The sequence below is a fragment of the Bradyrhizobium sp. WBOS07 genome (assembly GCF_024585165.1).
GTDB lineage: Bacteria > Pseudomonadota > Alphaproteobacteria > Rhizobiales > Xanthobacteraceae > Bradyrhizobium > Bradyrhizobium japonicum_B.
This window is the reverse complement of sequence record NZ_CP029008.1, coordinates 2,965,126-2,980,643: the sequence shown is the minus strand read 5'-3', so window position 1 is coordinate 2,980,643 and position 15,518 is coordinate 2,965,126. Positions and strand designations below refer to the sequence as shown.

Genomic DNA, 15,518 nt, shown 5'->3' with positions numbered 1-15,518 from the left:
GCCGTTCGGAAAGGGGGCCATCAGGCCAACCGACCTCGCTCATGACGAACGCTTCCTTCCCGTGATCATCGCCGTCACCAAGCTTTCGCGGTGCTCGAAGCTTGCCAGCAGCACACTAAGCACATGGACGACCACGAGGCCGATCGTGAGGTTGGCGAACGTCTCATGGACCTCCTCCACCCATTTCGCTCCCCAGAAGCTGTCGGTCGTCATCATGTAACCGGTGGTGCAGGTGCCGATCAGCATGACGATCAACGCGACGACCATCATGCCGCCGGCGGGATTGTGGCCGAGATAGCGCGGCGCCCTGAGCAGGGCCACGTCGCGCATATAGGCGAGCACCGCGCGCGGCGAGCGCACGAAGTCGCTGAAGCGCGCATGGCGCGGTCCCACGAACCCCCACACGATCCGGAGCGCGAGCAGCCCGGCAATGGTGTAGCCGGCGGCGATATGGATGTTTTCGATCTCGTCTCCGGTCGCATAAGCGAGCAGAAACAGCCCGGCCAGAGACCAATGGAACACGCGCACGAAAAGGTCCCAGACCTTCACCGTAGCCGGCGGCTTGGCGCCGCCGGCTACGACCGTATCATGCATGGCGGTCATGGTGCGGCCCCTTACAGCCGACCGACGATCTGGCCGCTGGTCGGATCGACGAACAATTCGACCCTGCTGCCGGACTTGTCGATCGTGTAGAGCTCGCCACAGGCATTCTTGAGCTTGGCCTTCTGGACCTTGTAGCCCTGGCCTTCGATCTTGGCCTGCAATTGCTCGATCGACAGCCAGCTGGCCTGCGGCGCCGCGGTGCAGGGGCGTCCGAGGCTGCCGGCGTGAGCGGTCGCAGCGGTTGCGAGCAAGGCGGCGGCGGTGCCGATGATGGTGATCTTGCGCATGGTTCTCTCCGGTTTGTGGCGCCCGGCCGCGTCATGCGGCGAGGCGATGAGCGGACATTGCCCGAACAGCCCTGACGGCCGCCTGTTGATCCACGTCAGCGATTTGTCAGGTTGATTGGGGCATTCTCTGCCAATGCAATCCTCGCGCTTCCTGGAATCTCTCGCGGTGCCGCTGCTGGCAGGATTCCTGCTGGCGCCGTTGCCTGCGGCCGCAGGCGACCACGACAAAGTCGCGCCCGAGGCGGTTCGCCGCGCAGTCGAGGCGGGCGAGATCAAGTCACTCGCCGACATTCTCGCCGCGCTCCGTGGCAAGCTGCCCGGCGAGGTAGCCGGGGTCGAGATAGAGCGTCAGCGCGGCCGCTGGATCTACGAGTTTCGCCTCGTCGACGACAAGGGCCGGCTTTACGAAGCGTACGTCGACGCGCGCAGCGGCGAGATTGAACGCATCAAGGAGAAGTGATGCGCCTACTACTCGTGGAGGACGACCGACGGATCGCGGCCGATGTGGGAAAGGCGCTCCGTGCGGCCGGTTACGTGGTCGAGACTGTCGGCAACGGCGAGGAGGCCTGGTTTCGCGGTGACACCGAGGATTACGGCGCGATCGTGCTCGATCTCGGCCTGCCCGGCATGGACGGTCTGGCGGTGCTCAAGCGCTGGCGCGCGAATGGGCGGTCGATGCCGGTGCTGATCCTGACGGCGCGCGGCAGCTGGGCCGAGCGCGTCGATGGCATCGACGCGGGCGCGGACGACTACCTGCCCAAGCCGTTCCGAATGGAGGAATTGCTGGCGCGGCTGCGCTCGATCGTGCGCCGCTCGGCAGGGCATGCCTCCCCACGGATTACCGCAGGCGAGGTCGAGCTCGACGAGCGTCAGATGAAGGTGACGCTGCGCGGCGCACCCGTCGCGTTGTCGCCGCTGGAATACCGCCTGATCGCCTTTCTCCTGCACCATCGCGGCCGTGTGGTGTCGCAGCAGGAGCTCGAGGAAAACGTCTATGGCCACAACGAAGACCACGAGTCGAATGCGCTCGAAGTGCTGATCGGCCGCGTGCGCAAGAAGCTCGGAGCCGACCTGATCGAGACCCGGCGCGGCTTCGGCTACCTGGTACCGGAGACGACGCCATGAGCTGGGGTTCGCTGCGGCTGCGACTGGTCGCGGGCGGACTCGTCGCCATCCTGATCGCGCTGACGATTGCCGGCGCCGGGCTGACGTTGCTGTTCGAACGCCATGTCGCGCGCACCATCGGTGACGACCTCGACGTCTATCTGAAGCAACTCGTCGCCGGTATCGACGCCGACGCGCAGGGCAGGCTGGTGGTGGGCCGGCCGCCCGCCGATCCTCGTTTTGACGACCCTCTTTCCGGCTTGTACTGGCAGGTATCGGACGATGGCGGACAGGTGCTGCGTTCACGTTCGCTGTGGGACACGGCGTTGGACCTGCCGCGGGACGAGCCGTCGCCTGGCGAATTGCACCGTCACGTCATCCCTGGACCTGCAAACGCACGGCTCCTGGTCAGTGAACGCCGCGTGCTGCTCACGTTGGGCGACCGCCGCGCGCCAGTGCGCGTCGCGGTGGCGGCCGATCTCGCCCGCGTCTCGGCCGCCGCCTCGCATTTCGCCCGGGACCTGACGCTGGCGCTTGGCGTGCTGGGGCTGGTGCTGGCCGTGGCCACCTCGATCCAGGTCGGCCTCGGCCTTCGTCCGCTCGACGCACTTCGCCGCGGCGTCGCAGACGTCCGCTCCGGGCAGCGCAAGCATCTTCCCGTCGAGGTCCCAACGGAGGTGACGCCCTTGGTGGAGGAGGTCAACAGCCTGATCGACGCCCAGGAACGCGAAATCGAACGGTCGCGCCGCCGCGCCGCCGACCTGGCGCACGGACTGAAGACGCCGCTTGCCGCGCTCGCCGCCGATGTCGCGCTGCTGCGTCAGCGCGGTGAGCAGGAGGTCGCACAGGCGATCGAAGCCGTCGGCGACACAATGAGCCGTCACGTCGACCGCGAGCTGGCGCGTGCGCGGGCGAGGGGGACGGCCCGCCTGCGCTGCGGTATTTCCACGCCGCTCAGACCGCTGGTGCAGTCCCTGATCCTGACCTTGGCGCGGACGCCTGCGGCACAACGGCTCGACTTCAAGATCTGCATGACGGGCGAGCCGAGCGTGCCACTCGATCGCACTGATCTGGCGGAAGTGCTGGGCAATCTCTTGGAGAACGCCGCGCGCCACGCCAAGAGCGAGGTGCGCATCGGCGCGGATGCGGCGAAACCGGCGATCACGGTCGAGGATGATGGCCCGGGCATCGCGCCCGCCGAGCGTTCACGCGTGCTCGAACGCGGGGTCAGGCTCGACGAGCGTGGCGAAGGGGCCGGCCTCGGCCTCGCGATCGTTCAGGACGTGCTCAGTGCCTACGGATGGCAGCTTATTCTCGCCGAGTCCGAGCTCGGTGGACTGAAAGCCGTCGTCGCGCCGGAGGATGGCGGCGACCGGATCGCTGTTGCCGATCGAAGAACCCAGCCGCTCGCTTGACGCATTGTTGCGGTTCGTCAGCGCCGCACGATCGAGCCGGTGCGGGCAATGAGGCGGGCGAGCTGGCGGAAGCGGCTGCCGACGCGGTCGGCGACGAGGTCGCCGAGGCGGTGCTCGAACACCAGCATCAATTTACGTCCCTGGCTGCGGAAATGCGTGGCGGGCAAGACACCCGGGCGCGCCGCCGAGATCAGATGCGCGACACGGAACGCAGCGCCCAACAGACGCGCGCGTTCGAGCTGCGCCGGCGTCAGCAGCTCCTGCGTGGTGACCGGCGGCTGATTTTCTTCGCTGAGCCCCGCATAGCGATAGAATACCGACAGGCCGACGAAGGCGCGCTCGGTGTGGGTGATTGCGCCGAAATTGCCGTTGACGACGAGGCTCAGCGTTTGCTCGCCGCGGTGATCCGGATGCACGCGCCAGCCGATGTCGGACAACAGGCAGGCGGTGTGGCGCAGCCGCCGGTCCTCCTCGGTCTCACGGAGCTTGACCACGCGCACGAGGCGATCGGTCCAGGCGATCAGCTCGTGGGCGTGCTTGGCCGAGCGCGACAGCAGCTGGTTCAGCTCCTCCGCGGCGCAGATGAGGCCGTCCTTGTTGCGTTCCGCCTCCGCCAGCTTCTCGTGCAGCAGGCCCTCGCGCACGCCGAAGGTCGAGAACACGATGGTCTTGGGCTTCGCCACCCGGATGATGTGCTCGAGCACCAGTGCCGCATAGGTGAGGAGCGGGCGGCGTGCGTCGGCGACGCTCTCGATGTCGGCGAGCATGTCCGCGGCCGCGAGGCGCCGCAGCCTGCGGGAGAAGTCGAGCGCTTCCGCCGCGGACAGCGAATAGCCATGCATCACCTGGAGCGGATAGCCGCTCTGGATGATGTGAATGCGCGCGAGCGCGCGCCAGGTGCCGCCGACCGCGTAGAAGGTGCGGCCGCGGCCCGCGGTGAGCTGCGGCACCTCGTCGAGCTCCTCGCGCACGATGCGGTCGGCGCGCTTGAGCGATTTGTGCGCGAGATCCTGCAGCGCGAGTCCGCCGAGCGGCAGCGTCACGCCGCTGCGCACGCTGTTCTTGCGCACGTCGATCAATTCGAGCGAGCCGCCGCCGAGGTCGCCCACGATGCCGTCGGGATGATGGATGCCGGAGATCACGCCGAGCGCCGACAGCCGCGCCTCGCGCGGGCCCGACAGGATCTCGATGTCCACGGCGCAGATGCGCTCGGCCTTGGCGATGAAATCGGCGCCGTTGGAGGCGTCGCGGCAGGCTGCGGTCGCGATCGCGAACACGCGCCCGACCTGCATCACGCGGCACAAAGCGCGAAAGCGCTTGAGCGAGGTCAACGCCTTGTCGACGGCGTCGGGGGCGAGCAGGCCGGTGCTCTGCACCTCGCGCCCGAGACCGCACAGCGTCTTCTCGTTGAAGATCGGAATGAGGCTCCGCGCCAGCGCCTCGTAGACGACGAGACGGACCGAGTTGGAGCCGATGTCGATGACCGCGACGCTCGAGCCGCGCTTGCGCGGCCGCTTCACGTCGGAAATCCCCGATCAGGATGGATGGCGTTCGTTCCGGCGCGTGAGACGACGCGGCGAGGATTCCTTGAGCGACTTTCCACGGCCAGACAGACTCGGATTTGTCATGAAGTAGTTGTGGACGTTGAAAGGCTCCTCGCCTTTCGCGGTCTTCATACGCGTTGAGGACCCATCCGGCAACAACTGCCAGCTCTGCTCGTTGTCTTTCAGGTTGGCGACCATGATCTGTTCGAGAACCTGCTGATGCACCGTCGGATTTTGCAGCGGGCACAGCACCTCGACGCGGCGGTCGAGGTTGCGCGGCATCATGTCGGCGGAGGAGATATACACAGCCGCCTTGGCGCTCGGCAGGCCCTGGCCCATGCCGAAGCAGTAGATTCGGCCGTGTTCCAGGAAGCGGCCGATGATCGACTTGACGCGGATGTTCTCGGACAGGCCGGGAATGCCGGGGCGCAGGCAGCAGATGCCGCGCACCACGAGCTCGACCTGCACGCCCGCCTGCGAGGCCTCGTAGAGCGCGTCGATGATGTCGGGGTCGACCAGCGCATTCATCTTCATCCAGACCGCGCCGTGCCGGCCGTGCCGCGCATGCGCGGTCTCGCCCTGGATGTGCTCGATGATGCGCTTGCGCAGGGTGAGCGGCGACACCGCCATCTTTTCCAGATCGCTCGGCGCGGCGTAGCCGGTGATGAAATTGAACACGCGCGCGGCATCGCGGCCGATGGTCGGATCGGAAGTGAAGTAGGAGAGGTCGGTGTAGATGCGCGCGGTGACCGGGTGATAATTGCCGGTGCCGGTATGAACATAGGTGGTGAGGCTGCCGCCCTCGCGGCGCACCACCATCGAGAGCTTCGCGTGCGTCTTCAGCTCGAGGAAGCCGTAGACGACCTGCACGCCGGCGCGTTCGAGGTCGCGGGCCCAGCGGATGTTGGCTTCCTCGTCGAAGCGCGCCTTCAGCTCGATCAGCGCCGTGACGGACTTGCCGGCCTCGGCGGCTTCGGCGAGCGCGCGGACGATCGGCGAGTTGTTGGAGGTGCGGTAAAGCGTCTGCTTGATCGCGACGACGTCGGGGTCGCGTGCGGCCTGCTGCAGGAACTGCACCACGACGTCGAAGGATTCGTAGGGGTGATGGACGACGAGGTCCTTTTGCCGGATCGCGGCAAAAATATCGCCGCCGTGCTCGCGCACGCGCTCGGGGTGGCGCGGCACGTAAGGGGTGAATTCCAGATCGGGGCGGTCGAGGCGGGTGAGCTGCGAGAGCTCGTTCATCGCCTGCACGCCGTCGACCAGGAAGACCTCATCGTCGGCGGCCGAGAGCGCGTGCTGCACGAAGCTGCGCAGCTGCTCCGGCATCTTGGCGTCGATCTCTAGCCGGATCACCGACCCGCGGCGGCGGCGCTTCAGCGCCGTCTCGAACAGGCGGACCAGGTCTTCCGCCTCTTCCTCGATCTCGAGCTCGGAGTCGCGGATGATCCGGAAGGCGCCCTGGCCGTGCAGGTTGTAGCCGGGAAACAGGCGGTTGATGAACAGGGCGGTTGCCTGTTCCAGCGAGATCAGCCGGACGATCTTGCCGTCGGCCGGCAGGCGGATGAAGCGGTCGATCTTGCCGGGCATGCGGATCAGGGCGTTCATCTGCCTGCCGTCGGCGGCGCGCGTGAGCTGGAGCGCGATGGTGAAGCCGAGGCTCGGGATGAACGGGAAGGGGTGCGCCGGGTCGATCGCCAGCGGCGTCAGCAACGGGAACACGTTGTTGAGGAAGTAGTCCTCGATCCAGGTTCGTTCCGCCTTGCTGACATCCTTGCCGTCGACCAGCACGATGCCGACATCGGCCAGCGTTCCGCGCAGGTCGCGCCAGATCGCCTGCTGGTCGGAGGCAAGTTCGGACACGGTGCGGTTGATCAGCGCGAGCTGCTCGGACGGCGTCAGGCCGTCGGGGCTGCGTTCGGCAATGCCCTCGCGGACCTGGGCCTTGATGCCGGCGACGCGGACCATGAAGAATTCGTCGAGGTTATTTGCCGAAATCGACAGGAATCGCACCCGCTCCAGCACGGGGTGGCTGGAATTGACGGATTCCTCCAGGACGCGGCGGTTGAAATGCAGCCAGGAGAGCTCGCGATTGATGAATCGTTCGGGGCTGGCCGCGATCGCCGGCAAGCCTTCGGCCTCCGGAACTTTCTCTTTTATTTCAATGGCTTGCGCAGAGTCCATCAGAAGTCGGTCCATCCTGTCTCGCCTCACTTTGCGATCTATGCGCAAAACCCGCGGGAGCATGTGTTACAGCGATGACGTTTCGATGACATTGATGTTCCGCCGCTTGGCGGCGTCAAGCGGGCTCCGCGGCGCCCGGGCGGGCGAGCGTCAGGCGTCCCGCAGCAGCTCGGCGGCCAGCGCCCTGGTCACGGGACGGCCGAGCCGCAGGGCCTCGCTGTCGAGCAGTTCCACGGCTTGGCGGGCGGCGGCCGAGGACCGCTCCAGGCGGGTGGCGAGATAGCCGACCACGCTCTCGTCCACATTGAGCTGGCGGTCGGCACAGAATTTCAAGATCAGGCCGCGGAAGAGCTGGTCGTCCGGGGGCAGCAGCGTGACAACAGGCACGGCGCGCAGGCGCGAGCGCAGGTCGCGAAGCTCGATCTCGAGCGCGGCCGGTGCCTCGCGCCCGGTGAAGAGCACGTAGGCGCCGTCCTCGCGAGCAAGGTTCATGAGGTGGAAGAGGGCGCGTTCGTCGAAATCTCCCGCCCGGAGATCCTCGACCACCAGGGCGCCGGTGGCGAGCGCGCCCGGAACGCCGGCGGCCGTCAGGACGTTGGCGGCAGCCGAGCGGGCACCTGATATGTCGGCCCAGATCGCGGCGAGGTGGCTCTTGCCGCTGCCTTCGGGGCCGGCGAGCCACATGATCCGGTTCGGCCATTCCGGCCAGCTGTCGATCAGGGCCACGCCGGCCGCGTTGGCGGGGCCCTCAAGGAAATTGTCCCGGCTGAGGCTCTCCGCATGCGGAAGCGTAAACGCCAATTGTCGGGGATGGACGCGGCCTGCCACGCTTGCTTTGCTCCTGCCGGCGCGCCGGCCCGTTCGAAGAGAATGCGACTTGATGGAGCGGAATTGGCCTTTTGCGGGGCCGCTTCCGCTCTCGCCTGGTCCGCTCTCACTTGTCGTCCGCTCTCACTTGGCCTCGATCGTGCTCATGTGCCGCAGCCACCCGACGAGATAGAGCGACACCGACGTGAGCGTGAAGACCGTGACGAGGCCCATCAGGATGATATCATAAGGAGCCGGCTTGAAGCCGAAGGCAAGTGCCGCCAGCACCAGCGCCGCGAACGCCACTTGGGCAACGGTGTTGAGCTTGGACACTTTCGACGGCTTCATCTCGACCGGCCGGTCGAACAGCCAGGATATGATCACGGCGGCGACGATCATGATGTCGCGCGAGACCACCAGGATCACGATCCAGCGCGGGATCGCGCCCCAGATGCCCAGCGCCATGTAGATCGAGACCAGCAGGGCCTTGTCCGCGAGCGGGTCGAGCAGGGCCCCAAGCTCGCTCGTCATGTTGAAACGCTTGGCCAGGAAGCCGTCCACGGCGTCGCTGATACCGGCGATCAGGAAGACGGCGAACGCGACCTCCATTTGGCTCGACACGATGGCCCAGACGATGATCGGGACCAGCATGATGCGGCCCAGCGTAATGATGTTCGGAATACTCACGAAAGCGCTTCCCGGCACCCGGTCTACCTCGAAATCCGGCCCCTCGGGAGGCTGAACCGGTTGATATCTCTACATAGTATATGGCGGTGCGCCACGCGAGCCATTGCGTGTCCCCGGAATTCGACGTAACCAGCCGCAACCCCACTGGAAATCGGGCATGACCGACCGCAAAAACGGCCTCACTTACGCCGATTCAGGCGTCGATATCGATGCGGGCAACCGCCTGGTCGATCTGATCAAGCCGATGGTGCGCGCCACGGCGCGGCCGGGGGCCGATGCCGAGATCGGCGGCTTCGGCGGCCTGTTCGACCTCAAGGCGGCCGGCTTTAAGGATCCCGTCCTCGTGGCCGCGACCGACGGTGTCGGCACCAAGGTCAAGATCGCGATCGAGACCGGGCTGCACGGCGGGATCGGCATCGACCTCGTCGCCATGAGCGTCAACGATCTCGTGGTGCAGGGCGCCGAACCACTGTTCTTCCTGGATTATTTCGCCTGCGGCAAGCTCGACCCCGAGGCCACGGCTTCGATCGTCGCGGGCGTCGCGGAAGGATGCCGCGAATCCGGCTGCGCCTTGATCGGGGGTGAGACCGCCGAGATGCCCGGCCTCTACAAGGACGGCGATTACGATCTCGGCGGCTTTGCCGTCGGCGCGGCGGAGCGGGGCACGCTGCTGCCGCGCAAGGACATCGCGGCGGGCGATGCCGTGATCGGCCTTGCCTCGTCGGGCGTGCATTCCAACGGCTTTTCGCTGGTGCGCAAGATCGTGGAACAATCCGGCCTCGGCTTCGGGGCGCAGGCGCCGTTCGCACCCGTGATGACGCTCGGCGGCGCGCTGCTGACGCCGACCAGGCTCTACGTCAAGTCCTGCCTGCGCGCGATCCGCGAGACCGGCGCGGTGAAGGGCCTTGCCCATATCACCGGCGGCGGCTTCACCGACAACATTCCGCGCGTGCTGCCGCCGCACCTCGGCGTCGGCATCGACCTCGCGCGCCTGCCGGTGCTGCCCGTGTTCAAATGGCTGGCGGCGCAGGCCGGCATTGCCGAGCTGGAGATGTTGCGCACCTTCAATTGCGGCATCGGCATGATCGCGATCGTCGAGCCTGACAAGGTCGATCAGGTGATCGAGGTCTTCACCGATGCCGGCGAGACCGTGGCGCAGCTCGGCACCGTGATCCCGGCCGAGGGCGAGCACCGCGTCGTCTATAACGGCCATCTTGATCTGGCGCTGTGATGAAGCGCCGCGTCGCCATCCTGATCTCCGGCCGCGGCTCCAACATGGCCGCGCTGATCAGGGCCGCGAGCTCGGCGGATTTCCCGGCGGAGATCTCGCTCGTCATTTCGAACAAGGCCGATGCGCCCGGGCTCGAACGGGCCAAGGCGGCCGGCGTGAACACGCTGGTGATCGAGAGCAAGCCGTTCGGCAAGGACCGCGCCGGTTTCGAGAAGGTGCTGCAGGCCGCGCTCGATGAGCACGGCATCGAGCTGATCTGTCTCGGCGGCTTCATGCGCCTTTTCACGGCCGAGTTCACCAAAGCCTGGTACGGGCGGATGCTGAACATCCATCCCTCGCTGCTGCCGTCCTTCCCCGGCCTCGATCCGCACGGCCAGGCCTTGCGCGCCGGCGTCAAGCTGTCGGGCGCGACGGTGCATTTCGTGATCCCCGAGACCGATGCCGGCCCGATCGTGATGCAGGGCGCGGTGCCGGTCAGCGATCACGACACCGGGGATACGCTGTCGGAGCGCATCCTCGAGGTCGAGCACCGCATCTATCCCGAGGCGCTGCGGCTGCTTGCGACCGGCAAGGTCCGGATCGAGGGCGATGTCTGCAAGACTGATGGAAGCGGGCCGTCGGAGAATTTTCTAGTGGCGCCGGTGGTTGGCTGAAGCCCCGCCCCCGCAGCGGTCTTCCCAAACAAAATCCCCCGGCAGAGCCGGGGGGCCACGTCATGGTCTCTCGCGCTTCACGCCGAGAGACATCAGGAGACCTTGAGGTTCTCCGCGGAGGATTTGCCGCGGTTCTCCACGAGGTCGTATTCAACCACCTGGTTTTCGTTGAGGGTCGAGAGTCCAGCGCGCTCGACGGCGGAGATGTGAACGAACACATCCTTGTCGCCACCGTTCGGCTTGATGAACCCATAGCCCTTGGTTGGGTTGAACCATTTGACGGTGCCCTTTTGCGGCATCGCTAGTCTCCTCCACTAGATACAAAAAAGACGCGGCCGCTTTTCGCGTGCCACGCCACAAACGGGCTTCCGAAGTCTGTTCGAGTCTTGAGGCGCAATGTCGCGAAACGCACAGTCGAGCGGCCAATTCCGATTGTGTCCGATATTGCAACATGAAAATCGCGCGTTAGCAAGCAGAGCGCGAATTTCAAGGGCAGGCAGGCCGGACCGATTTGCAATTTCCGACCTGTGGCGGCGGAACCACAATCGAGGCAATAGCCTGCGTGCCGGCATGCTAAGCGGTTGACCCTCCGGTGCAGTTCGGCCCAAATCGCAGCTTGCGTGCACGTTGCATCTTGCGCGTCGCCATTGGCTTTCGGGATTTGTCGTCATGTGCTGCACATCGCAGCCCTCCGGGACACGGCAGACGATCGGACGTGGCCGCGTCGGCAGGGTCGCGGCAGCGATCGCGATGGCGTTTGCGATCGTCGTGATGATGTCGGCCATATCGCCCGTCCTGGCGCAAAGCCCGACGCCCACGCCGACCCCGACACCCACTCCGTCACCGACCCCGATCCCGACGCCGACATCGACCAATTACGACCAGTCGGTCCGCAGCGGCGCGCTCAATCTCGGCTCGGGCTTCCTGGAGCGGCTCGGCAACCAGGCCTCGGGTGGTTACAACCGGGCGTTCCGAACCAATCCCGGCGGCGGCGGCGCATCGGCGAGCACGGAGGATCCGCGCTACCGCACCTGGGTCGAGGGCTACGGCATCTCGGTTCGCACCGACGCACAGGGCGACTTCGTCGGCGACAAGCGCAAGACGGTTGGCGGCGTCGCCGGCTTTGGCGCGCGCGTTGCGCCGGGCGTCAATCTCGGCTTCTCCGTCGACCAGAGCCACACCGACGTCGACGTGCCGCTGGCGCTGCAATCGGCGACGCTCGACCTGACGCAAATCGGTTTCAGCGGCTCGGTCGACAAGGGCCCGTGGACCTGGGCCTTCGCCGTGGTGCACGGCTTCGGCAAGGTCCGCTCCAGCCGCGACACCGGTCTCGGCCTTGCGACCGCGGGTTATCGTGCGGCGATCGACGGCGCGCTGACCGAGATCAGCTATTACTGGACCCAAGACCAGATGCGTGTCGTTCCAAAGGGGGCGCTGGAATATGTGCGTGCCACCAGCGCGGCGTTCCAGGAGACCGGCGGCCTCGATCCGCTCAATGTCGGCTCGACGGCGCTCGCGCGCGCACGCGTCATGATCGGAGCCGAGATCGGCCGCTACTTCATCATCGACCAGAAAATCCTCGACCTGTCCGCCTACGGCAAGTTCGTCGATAATTTTCACCAGGATCTCGGGTCGATCCAGGTCAGCCTGGGAACCCAGAACATCGTCGTTCCCGGCATCGGGGAGAGCCGCTATGGCGCGGATGCCGGCGCCTCGGCTTCGCTCAGCCTGACCAGCGTGGCGCGGCTCTACGTCAATTACGACGGCAAATTCCGCAACGAGCTGACCTCGCACCAGGGCACCGTCGGCTTCGAGTACAAATGGTGAGCTTAGGCTCGCCGGCGCTCAAGCCGGCGTCGTGGCGACATATCCCGTCAGCCCAAATCCCTCGCGCGCGGCCGCCATCATCGGCACCAGCGCGTTCGGATGGATGAACTCGTCGCGGAAGCAGGGATAGGTTTTGGGATCGAAGATCTTCTTCAGCCAGTCGACCACGATCTTGTGGCGCTCGGAGGCGCGGAACTCCTTGTGATAGGTGAGCCAGAGATCGGCGTGGTGGCTGACGCCGAGATCGACGGCGATCAGCGGCGCGCCGAGCGCGATCGAGACCGTCGGCAGGAAGCCGATGCCGGCGCCGCGTTCGACGGCATAGAGCACCCCGACCGAGGAATTGGTCTTGATCCCGACGATGCCCTCCAGCGACTTCAGTCCGAGCACGCGGGCGTAGGCGCCGTCGTCGACCTGCGGTGCACTTTGTTTGATGATGCGGTGGTCCTTCAGCTCTGCGAGGGTCGCCGGCACACCGTAGAGGCTTTCGTACTCCTTGGAGACGAAGGGATAGATGTGCAGGCGGCCGAGCTTGGTGACGATCAGGTCGGGATTGGTGGGCGGCTCGAGCTGGATCGCGATGTCCGATTCAAGCCGGGCGACGTCGGTCTGCTCCATCGCGCAGCGCAGATCGACGGTGATCCTGCGGTAGGTCTTCTGGAAGTCGATCAGTCGCGGCAGGATCCAGAAATTGCCGGGCCCCTCCGTCACCGCGACGCGCACGGTGCCCGAGGTGTCGTTCGACGATCGCGAGGCGCGCCGGAAGACGTTGAAGGCATGACGCTCCATATGCGCAACGTCGGCGATCATTGCTGTGCCTTCATCGCTGAGCGTGAGCCCGCTCTGGTCGCGCAGGAACAGCTTGCAGCCGATGCTCTCTTCGAGCCGGTCGACCCGGCGCATCAGCGTGGTCGAGGTGAGCCCGAGCTCCTCGGCGGCGTTGCGGAAACTTTTATATTTTGCGCATGCTAAAAACAGTTTCAAATCGTCCCAGGACGCATCCAGGGCCTCTTCACGGTGCTGCGTCATCGCAGCACCCCGGTGCAATAACTGGTGCATACTCCTGATCTCCAGCCGCTAAGCTCCTCGGCGTAGCGGGGCACGAAAGCCTCGAACGATAGAGGCGTGATATGGGTATGGAAAGGGGCTCGTTTGCCGCAAGGCATGATTTCGATGCCTTGCCGCTGAGCCCGGATGTGGACGTCCGGTGCGCGCAATCTTCCGAAATAGCCGCGCTGGCGCAGATGGCGCACCGGCTGGTGCCGGGCGTGCGGATCGGAGCGGAAGAGCTTGCGCGATATGCCACGTTCGATCCTCAGAGCATTCTGACGTTCAGCCGAAAGGGCCATCTCGTCGGCGGCATGGCCTTTCTGTTTCTCAATGACCGCGGGCATGATGCGCTGCTGCTCGACGAGATCTGCCTGACCGCGCCGGAGACGCACTATCTCGCTTCCGCGAAGGAAGACGTCGCCGCCATCTACATCTGGGCGATCGCGGCGACGGGGCGGGGCATCGCCGGTCTCGGCAAGGCGGCGGCACATCTGCGACAGCTAAGGTTTCGCGGCGCGGATTGCTATGCGCAGCCGTCAACGGTGGCCGGACGCGACATCATGAGGGCGACCGGCTTTGCACCTGTCCCAAGCTTCCAGCCCGACCTCTGGTGCTACGAGCGGCCCTGGCATCGGCAGCCGATGCGCATGCCGGGCGCGATCATTCAAGCAAGGAGTTTTGCAGATGCACGGTACTAGGATTCCCGTCGCCAAGCCCAGTTCCCGCGCCATCACCATCCGCCTTGCGCGCGATCCAAACGATCTCATGCTGGTCACCGCCATTCGCTCCGCGGTCTATCTCGCCGAGCAGGATTGTCCGTTCGAGGAGGAGTTCGACGGTAACGACATGGTCGCGGCGCACTTCATCGGCTTCGTCGGCAACGAACCTGCGGGCTGCCTGCGGGTGCGCTTCTTCGGCGATTTCGCCAAGGTGGAGCGGCTTGCGGTGCGTCACCAATACCGGCGCTCGCGCGTCTCGTTCAAGCTGGTGCAGGCCAGCGTGGACTACGTGAAGCGCAAGGGATTTCGCAAGATCTACGGGCAGGCGCAGGACAGGCTGGTGGATTTCTGGGCGCATTTCGGCGCCAAGCCGCTCGGCCATAATCGCAAGATCACCTTCTCGGATTTTTCCTACACGGAGATGCTGCTGGAGATCGAGCCGGGCCCGGACGCGATCACGCTGGACAGCGATCCCTATGTGATCATCCGTCCCGAGGGCGATTGGGACCGGCCGGGCGTGCTCGACGCCTCGGCGGGGCGGGCGGTGACCTCACCGCTGCGGGACCTCGCGCTCGCCGACCGCTGAAACTGGTGCAGCTCGGCGCAACACAATGCTGGCTTCCATCCACGACGATCCGCCGATCCTGGTCTGCGCGGATCTGCAGATCGAATATCTGACCCCAGGGCGCCGCCACGTCATCCTCGACGGCGACGGCGCCATGGCGCGCTGCCTGGAACTCCTGACGCTGTGGCGCGGCAATCTGTGGCCGGTGATGCACCTGAAGCGCATCGCGCAGGCCGCCTGGTTCAATCCGGCATCCAGGCTGACCGATTGGATCGCGGAGATGAAGCCGCGGCCGGGGGAACTGACGTTCGAGCACCCGCTGCCGTCTGCCTACAGCTCGTCGCGGTTTGTGGACTACATGTCCAATATCCGCAGTGTGCACTGCATTCTGGTCGGGTTTTCGCTGGACGAGACGATCCTGGCCACCGCCGCCGACGGGTTTCACCGCAGCCATCGCTACCAGGTCGTCGCCGACGCCGTGGCTTGCCGACAGCCGGGCACAGGCGATGCCGCCGCCTACAAGCATGCGGTAGTGAATGTGGTCGGGAATTTTGCTACAATCCAATCCAGCGCCGAACTGATCAGAACCAGCGGCGTCGTTGCGGTGTAGGCGGCCGCGACCGGCGGATGGGGTGAGGGATTGTCACGGGGAGACGAGCTCGAGGAGCTGGCCAGCGACCTGTCGCGTGCCGCCGAGAAGGCGCGCAGGCTTGGTCTGCCGACGACGGTCTATCTGCTGTCGATGGCGCTGGTGGAGGTGAGGGAAGCCGCAGCCGGCGCCGACGACGGGCATGACGACGGCGCGGCGTGAGAGCTGCCGCCCAGCCGTTCTGACATGCGGT

The 15,518-nt window shown here is 65.9% G+C and carries 18 protein-coding genes; 10 read left to right on the top strand and 8 right to left on the bottom strand.

The window, feature by feature from the left end:
* Positions 1–39 precede the first annotated feature (39 nt).
* On the bottom strand, positions 40–603 hold the full coding sequence (locus DCM79_RS14075; protein ID WP_257180355.1) for a cytochrome b/b6 domain-containing protein: 564 nt from the start codon (positions 601–603) through the stop codon (positions 40–42).
* Between the two features lie 11 nt (positions 604–614).
* Positions 615–890 carry a PepSY domain-containing protein gene (locus DCM79_RS14070; protein ID WP_257180354.1) on the bottom strand — a complete coding sequence of 92 codons (276 nt, stop codon included), beginning with the start codon at positions 888–890 and terminating at the stop codon, positions 615–617.
* 133 nt (positions 891–1,023) lie between these two features.
* On the opposite strand from DCM79_RS14070, the gene DCM79_RS14065 reads away from it, so the two are divergent.
* The 3 genes from DCM79_RS14065 to DCM79_RS14055 are packed head-to-tail and all read left to right on the top strand — an operon-like array spanning position 1,024 to position 3,409.
* Positions 1,024–1,350 carry a PepSY domain-containing protein gene (locus DCM79_RS14065; RefSeq protein WP_257180353.1) on the top strand — a complete coding sequence of 109 codons (327 nt, stop codon included), beginning with the start codon at positions 1,024–1,026 and terminating at the stop codon, positions 1,348–1,350.
* Positions 1,350–2,015, top strand: a complete 666-nt coding sequence (locus DCM79_RS14060) for a response regulator transcription factor (RefSeq protein WP_257180351.1) — start codon at positions 1,350–1,352, stop codon at positions 2,013–2,015. The genes DCM79_RS14065 and DCM79_RS14060 overlap by 1 nt, the downstream gene beginning before the upstream one ends.
* The gene (locus DCM79_RS14055) at positions 2,012–3,409 is read left to right on the top strand and encodes a sensor histidine kinase (protein ID WP_257180350.1); all 1,398 of its coding nucleotides are present in this window, start codon (positions 2,012–2,014) and stop codon (positions 3,407–3,409) included. Before DCM79_RS14060 ends, DCM79_RS14055 begins: the two co-directional genes overlap by 4 nt.
* Positions 3,410–3,426: 17 nt before the next feature.
* Here DCM79_RS14055 and ppx read toward each other — a convergent pair whose 3' ends face one another.
* From ppx to DCM79_RS14035, 4 genes are all read right to left on the bottom strand, one after another.
* A complete protein-coding gene (gene ppx, locus DCM79_RS14050; RefSeq protein WP_257180349.1) occupies positions 3,427–4,929 on the bottom strand; it encodes an exopolyphosphatase in 1,503 nt (500 codons plus the stop codon).
* A 15-nt stretch (positions 4,930–4,944) separates the two neighbouring features.
* Complete coding sequence (locus tag DCM79_RS14045) at positions 4,945–7,137, bottom strand: RNA degradosome polyphosphate kinase (protein WP_257180760.1); 2,193 nt, start codon at positions 7,135–7,137, stop codon at positions 4,945–4,947.
* A 150-nt stretch (positions 7,138–7,287) separates the two neighbouring features.
* On the bottom strand, positions 7,288–7,965 hold the full coding sequence (locus DCM79_RS14040) for a DnaA ATPase domain-containing protein (protein ID WP_257180348.1): 678 nt from the start codon (positions 7,963–7,965) through the stop codon (positions 7,288–7,290).
* Between the two features lie 123 nt (positions 7,966–8,088).
* The gene (locus DCM79_RS14035; RefSeq protein WP_257180347.1) at positions 8,089–8,631 is read right to left on the bottom strand and encodes a CDP-alcohol phosphatidyltransferase family protein; all 543 of its coding nucleotides are present in this window, start codon (positions 8,629–8,631) and stop codon (positions 8,089–8,091) included.
* A gap of 157 nt (positions 8,632–8,788) precedes the next feature.
* Between DCM79_RS14035 and purM the strand changes: the two genes are divergently transcribed.
* Positions 8,789–9,862, top strand: coding sequence for a phosphoribosylformylglycinamidine cyclo-ligase (purM, locus tag DCM79_RS14030; RefSeq protein WP_257180346.1), 1,074 nt, complete (start codon positions 8,789–8,791; stop codon positions 9,860–9,862).
* On the top strand, positions 9,862–10,515 hold the full coding sequence (purN, locus tag DCM79_RS14025) for a phosphoribosylglycinamide formyltransferase (protein ID WP_257180345.1): 654 nt from the start codon (positions 9,862–9,864) through the stop codon (positions 10,513–10,515). The genes purM and purN overlap by 1 nt, the downstream gene beginning before the upstream one ends.
* Positions 10,516–10,607: 92 nt before the next feature.
* Here the strand turns inward: purN and DCM79_RS14020 are convergent, their stop codons facing one another.
* On the bottom strand, positions 10,608–10,814 hold the full coding sequence (locus DCM79_RS14020) for a cold-shock protein (protein ID WP_008551638.1): 207 nt from the start codon (positions 10,812–10,814) through the stop codon (positions 10,608–10,610).
* A 370-nt stretch (positions 10,815–11,184) separates the two neighbouring features.
* On the opposite strand from DCM79_RS14020, the gene DCM79_RS14015 reads away from it, so the two are divergent.
* A complete protein-coding gene (locus tag DCM79_RS14015) occupies positions 11,185–12,342 on the top strand; it encodes an autotransporter outer membrane beta-barrel domain-containing protein (protein WP_257180343.1) in 1,158 nt (385 codons plus the stop codon).
* 18 nt (positions 12,343–12,360) lie between these two features.
* Here DCM79_RS14015 and DCM79_RS14010 read toward each other — a convergent pair whose 3' ends face one another.
* Complete coding sequence (locus tag DCM79_RS14010; RefSeq protein WP_257180342.1) at positions 12,361–13,401, bottom strand: LysR family transcriptional regulator; 1,041 nt, start codon at positions 13,399–13,401, stop codon at positions 12,361–12,363.
* 71 nt (positions 13,402–13,472) lie between these two features.
* Between DCM79_RS14010 and DCM79_RS14005 the strand changes: the two genes are divergently transcribed.
* Genes DCM79_RS14005 through DCM79_RS13990 form a run of 4 tightly spaced genes read left to right on the top strand, consistent with a single transcriptional unit; the run spans position 13,473 to position 15,487 of the window.
* The gene (locus DCM79_RS14005; protein ID WP_257180341.1) at positions 13,473–14,090 is read left to right on the top strand and encodes a hypothetical protein; all 618 of its coding nucleotides are present in this window, start codon (positions 13,473–13,475) and stop codon (positions 14,088–14,090) included.
* Entirely contained in the window at positions 14,077–14,697 is a 621-nt protein-coding gene (locus DCM79_RS14000) for a GNAT family N-acetyltransferase (RefSeq protein ID WP_028136800.1), read from the top strand. The genes DCM79_RS14005 and DCM79_RS14000 overlap by 14 nt, the downstream gene beginning before the upstream one ends.
* A gap of 25 nt (positions 14,698–14,722) precedes the next feature.
* Positions 14,723–15,286 (top strand): cysteine hydrolase, encoded by a 564-nt coding sequence (locus DCM79_RS13995; RefSeq protein ID WP_257180340.1) that lies wholly within the window; start codon positions 14,723–14,725, stop codon positions 15,284–15,286.
* A gap of 30 nt (positions 15,287–15,316) precedes the next feature.
* Positions 15,317–15,487, top strand: a complete 171-nt coding sequence (locus tag DCM79_RS13990) for a hypothetical protein (RefSeq protein WP_257180339.1) — start codon at positions 15,317–15,319, stop codon at positions 15,485–15,487.
* Positions 15,488–15,518: the final 31 nt, after the last annotated feature.

Excerpts from the sequence above, each read along its gene's own strand:
- DCM79_RS14000 (WP_028136800.1), top strand. The coding sequence starts at position 14,077 with ATGCACGGTACTAGGATTCCCGTCGCCAAGCCCAGTTCCCGCGCCATC.
- purN (WP_257180345.1), top strand. The coding sequence starts at position 9,862 with ATGAAGCGCCGCGTCGCCATCCTGATCTCCGGCCGCGGCTCCAACATG.
- DCM79_RS14015 (WP_257180343.1), top strand. The coding sequence starts at position 11,185 with ATGTGCTGCACATCGCAGCCCTCCGGGACACGGCAGACGATCGGACGT.
- DCM79_RS13995 (WP_257180340.1), top strand. The coding sequence starts at position 14,723 with ATGCTGGCTTCCATCCACGACGATCCGCCGATCCTGGTCTGCGCGGAT.
- DCM79_RS14070 (WP_257180354.1), bottom strand. The coding sequence starts at position 890 with ATGCGCAAGATCACCATCATCGGCACCGCCGCCGCCTTGCTCGCAACC.
- DCM79_RS14055 (WP_257180350.1), top strand. The coding sequence starts at position 2,012 with ATGAGCTGGGGTTCGCTGCGGCTGCGACTGGTCGCGGGCGGACTCGTC.
- DCM79_RS14005 (WP_257180341.1), top strand. The coding sequence starts at position 13,473 with ATGGGTATGGAAAGGGGCTCGTTTGCCGCAAGGCATGATTTCGATGCC.
- DCM79_RS14060 (WP_257180351.1), top strand. The coding sequence starts at position 1,350 with ATGCGCCTACTACTCGTGGAGGACGACCGACGGATCGCGGCCGATGTG.
- DCM79_RS14075 (WP_257180355.1), bottom strand. The coding sequence starts at position 603 with ATGACCGCCATGCATGATACGGTCGTAGCCGGCGGCGCCAAGCCGCCG.
- DCM79_RS14045 (WP_257180760.1), bottom strand. The coding sequence starts at position 7,137 with ATGGACTCTGCGCAAGCCATTGAAATAAAAGAGAAAGTTCCGGAGGCC.
- DCM79_RS14010 (WP_257180342.1), bottom strand. The coding sequence starts at position 13,401 with ATGCACCAGTTATTGCACCGGGGTGCTGCGATGACGCAGCACCGTGAA.
- DCM79_RS14065 (WP_257180353.1), top strand. The coding sequence starts at position 1,024 with ATGCAATCCTCGCGCTTCCTGGAATCTCTCGCGGTGCCGCTGCTGGCA.
- purM (WP_257180346.1), top strand. The coding sequence starts at position 8,789 with ATGACCGACCGCAAAAACGGCCTCACTTACGCCGATTCAGGCGTCGAT.
- DCM79_RS14020 (WP_008551638.1), bottom strand. The coding sequence starts at position 10,814 with ATGCCGCAAAAGGGCACCGTCAAATGGTTCAACCCAACCAAGGGCTAT.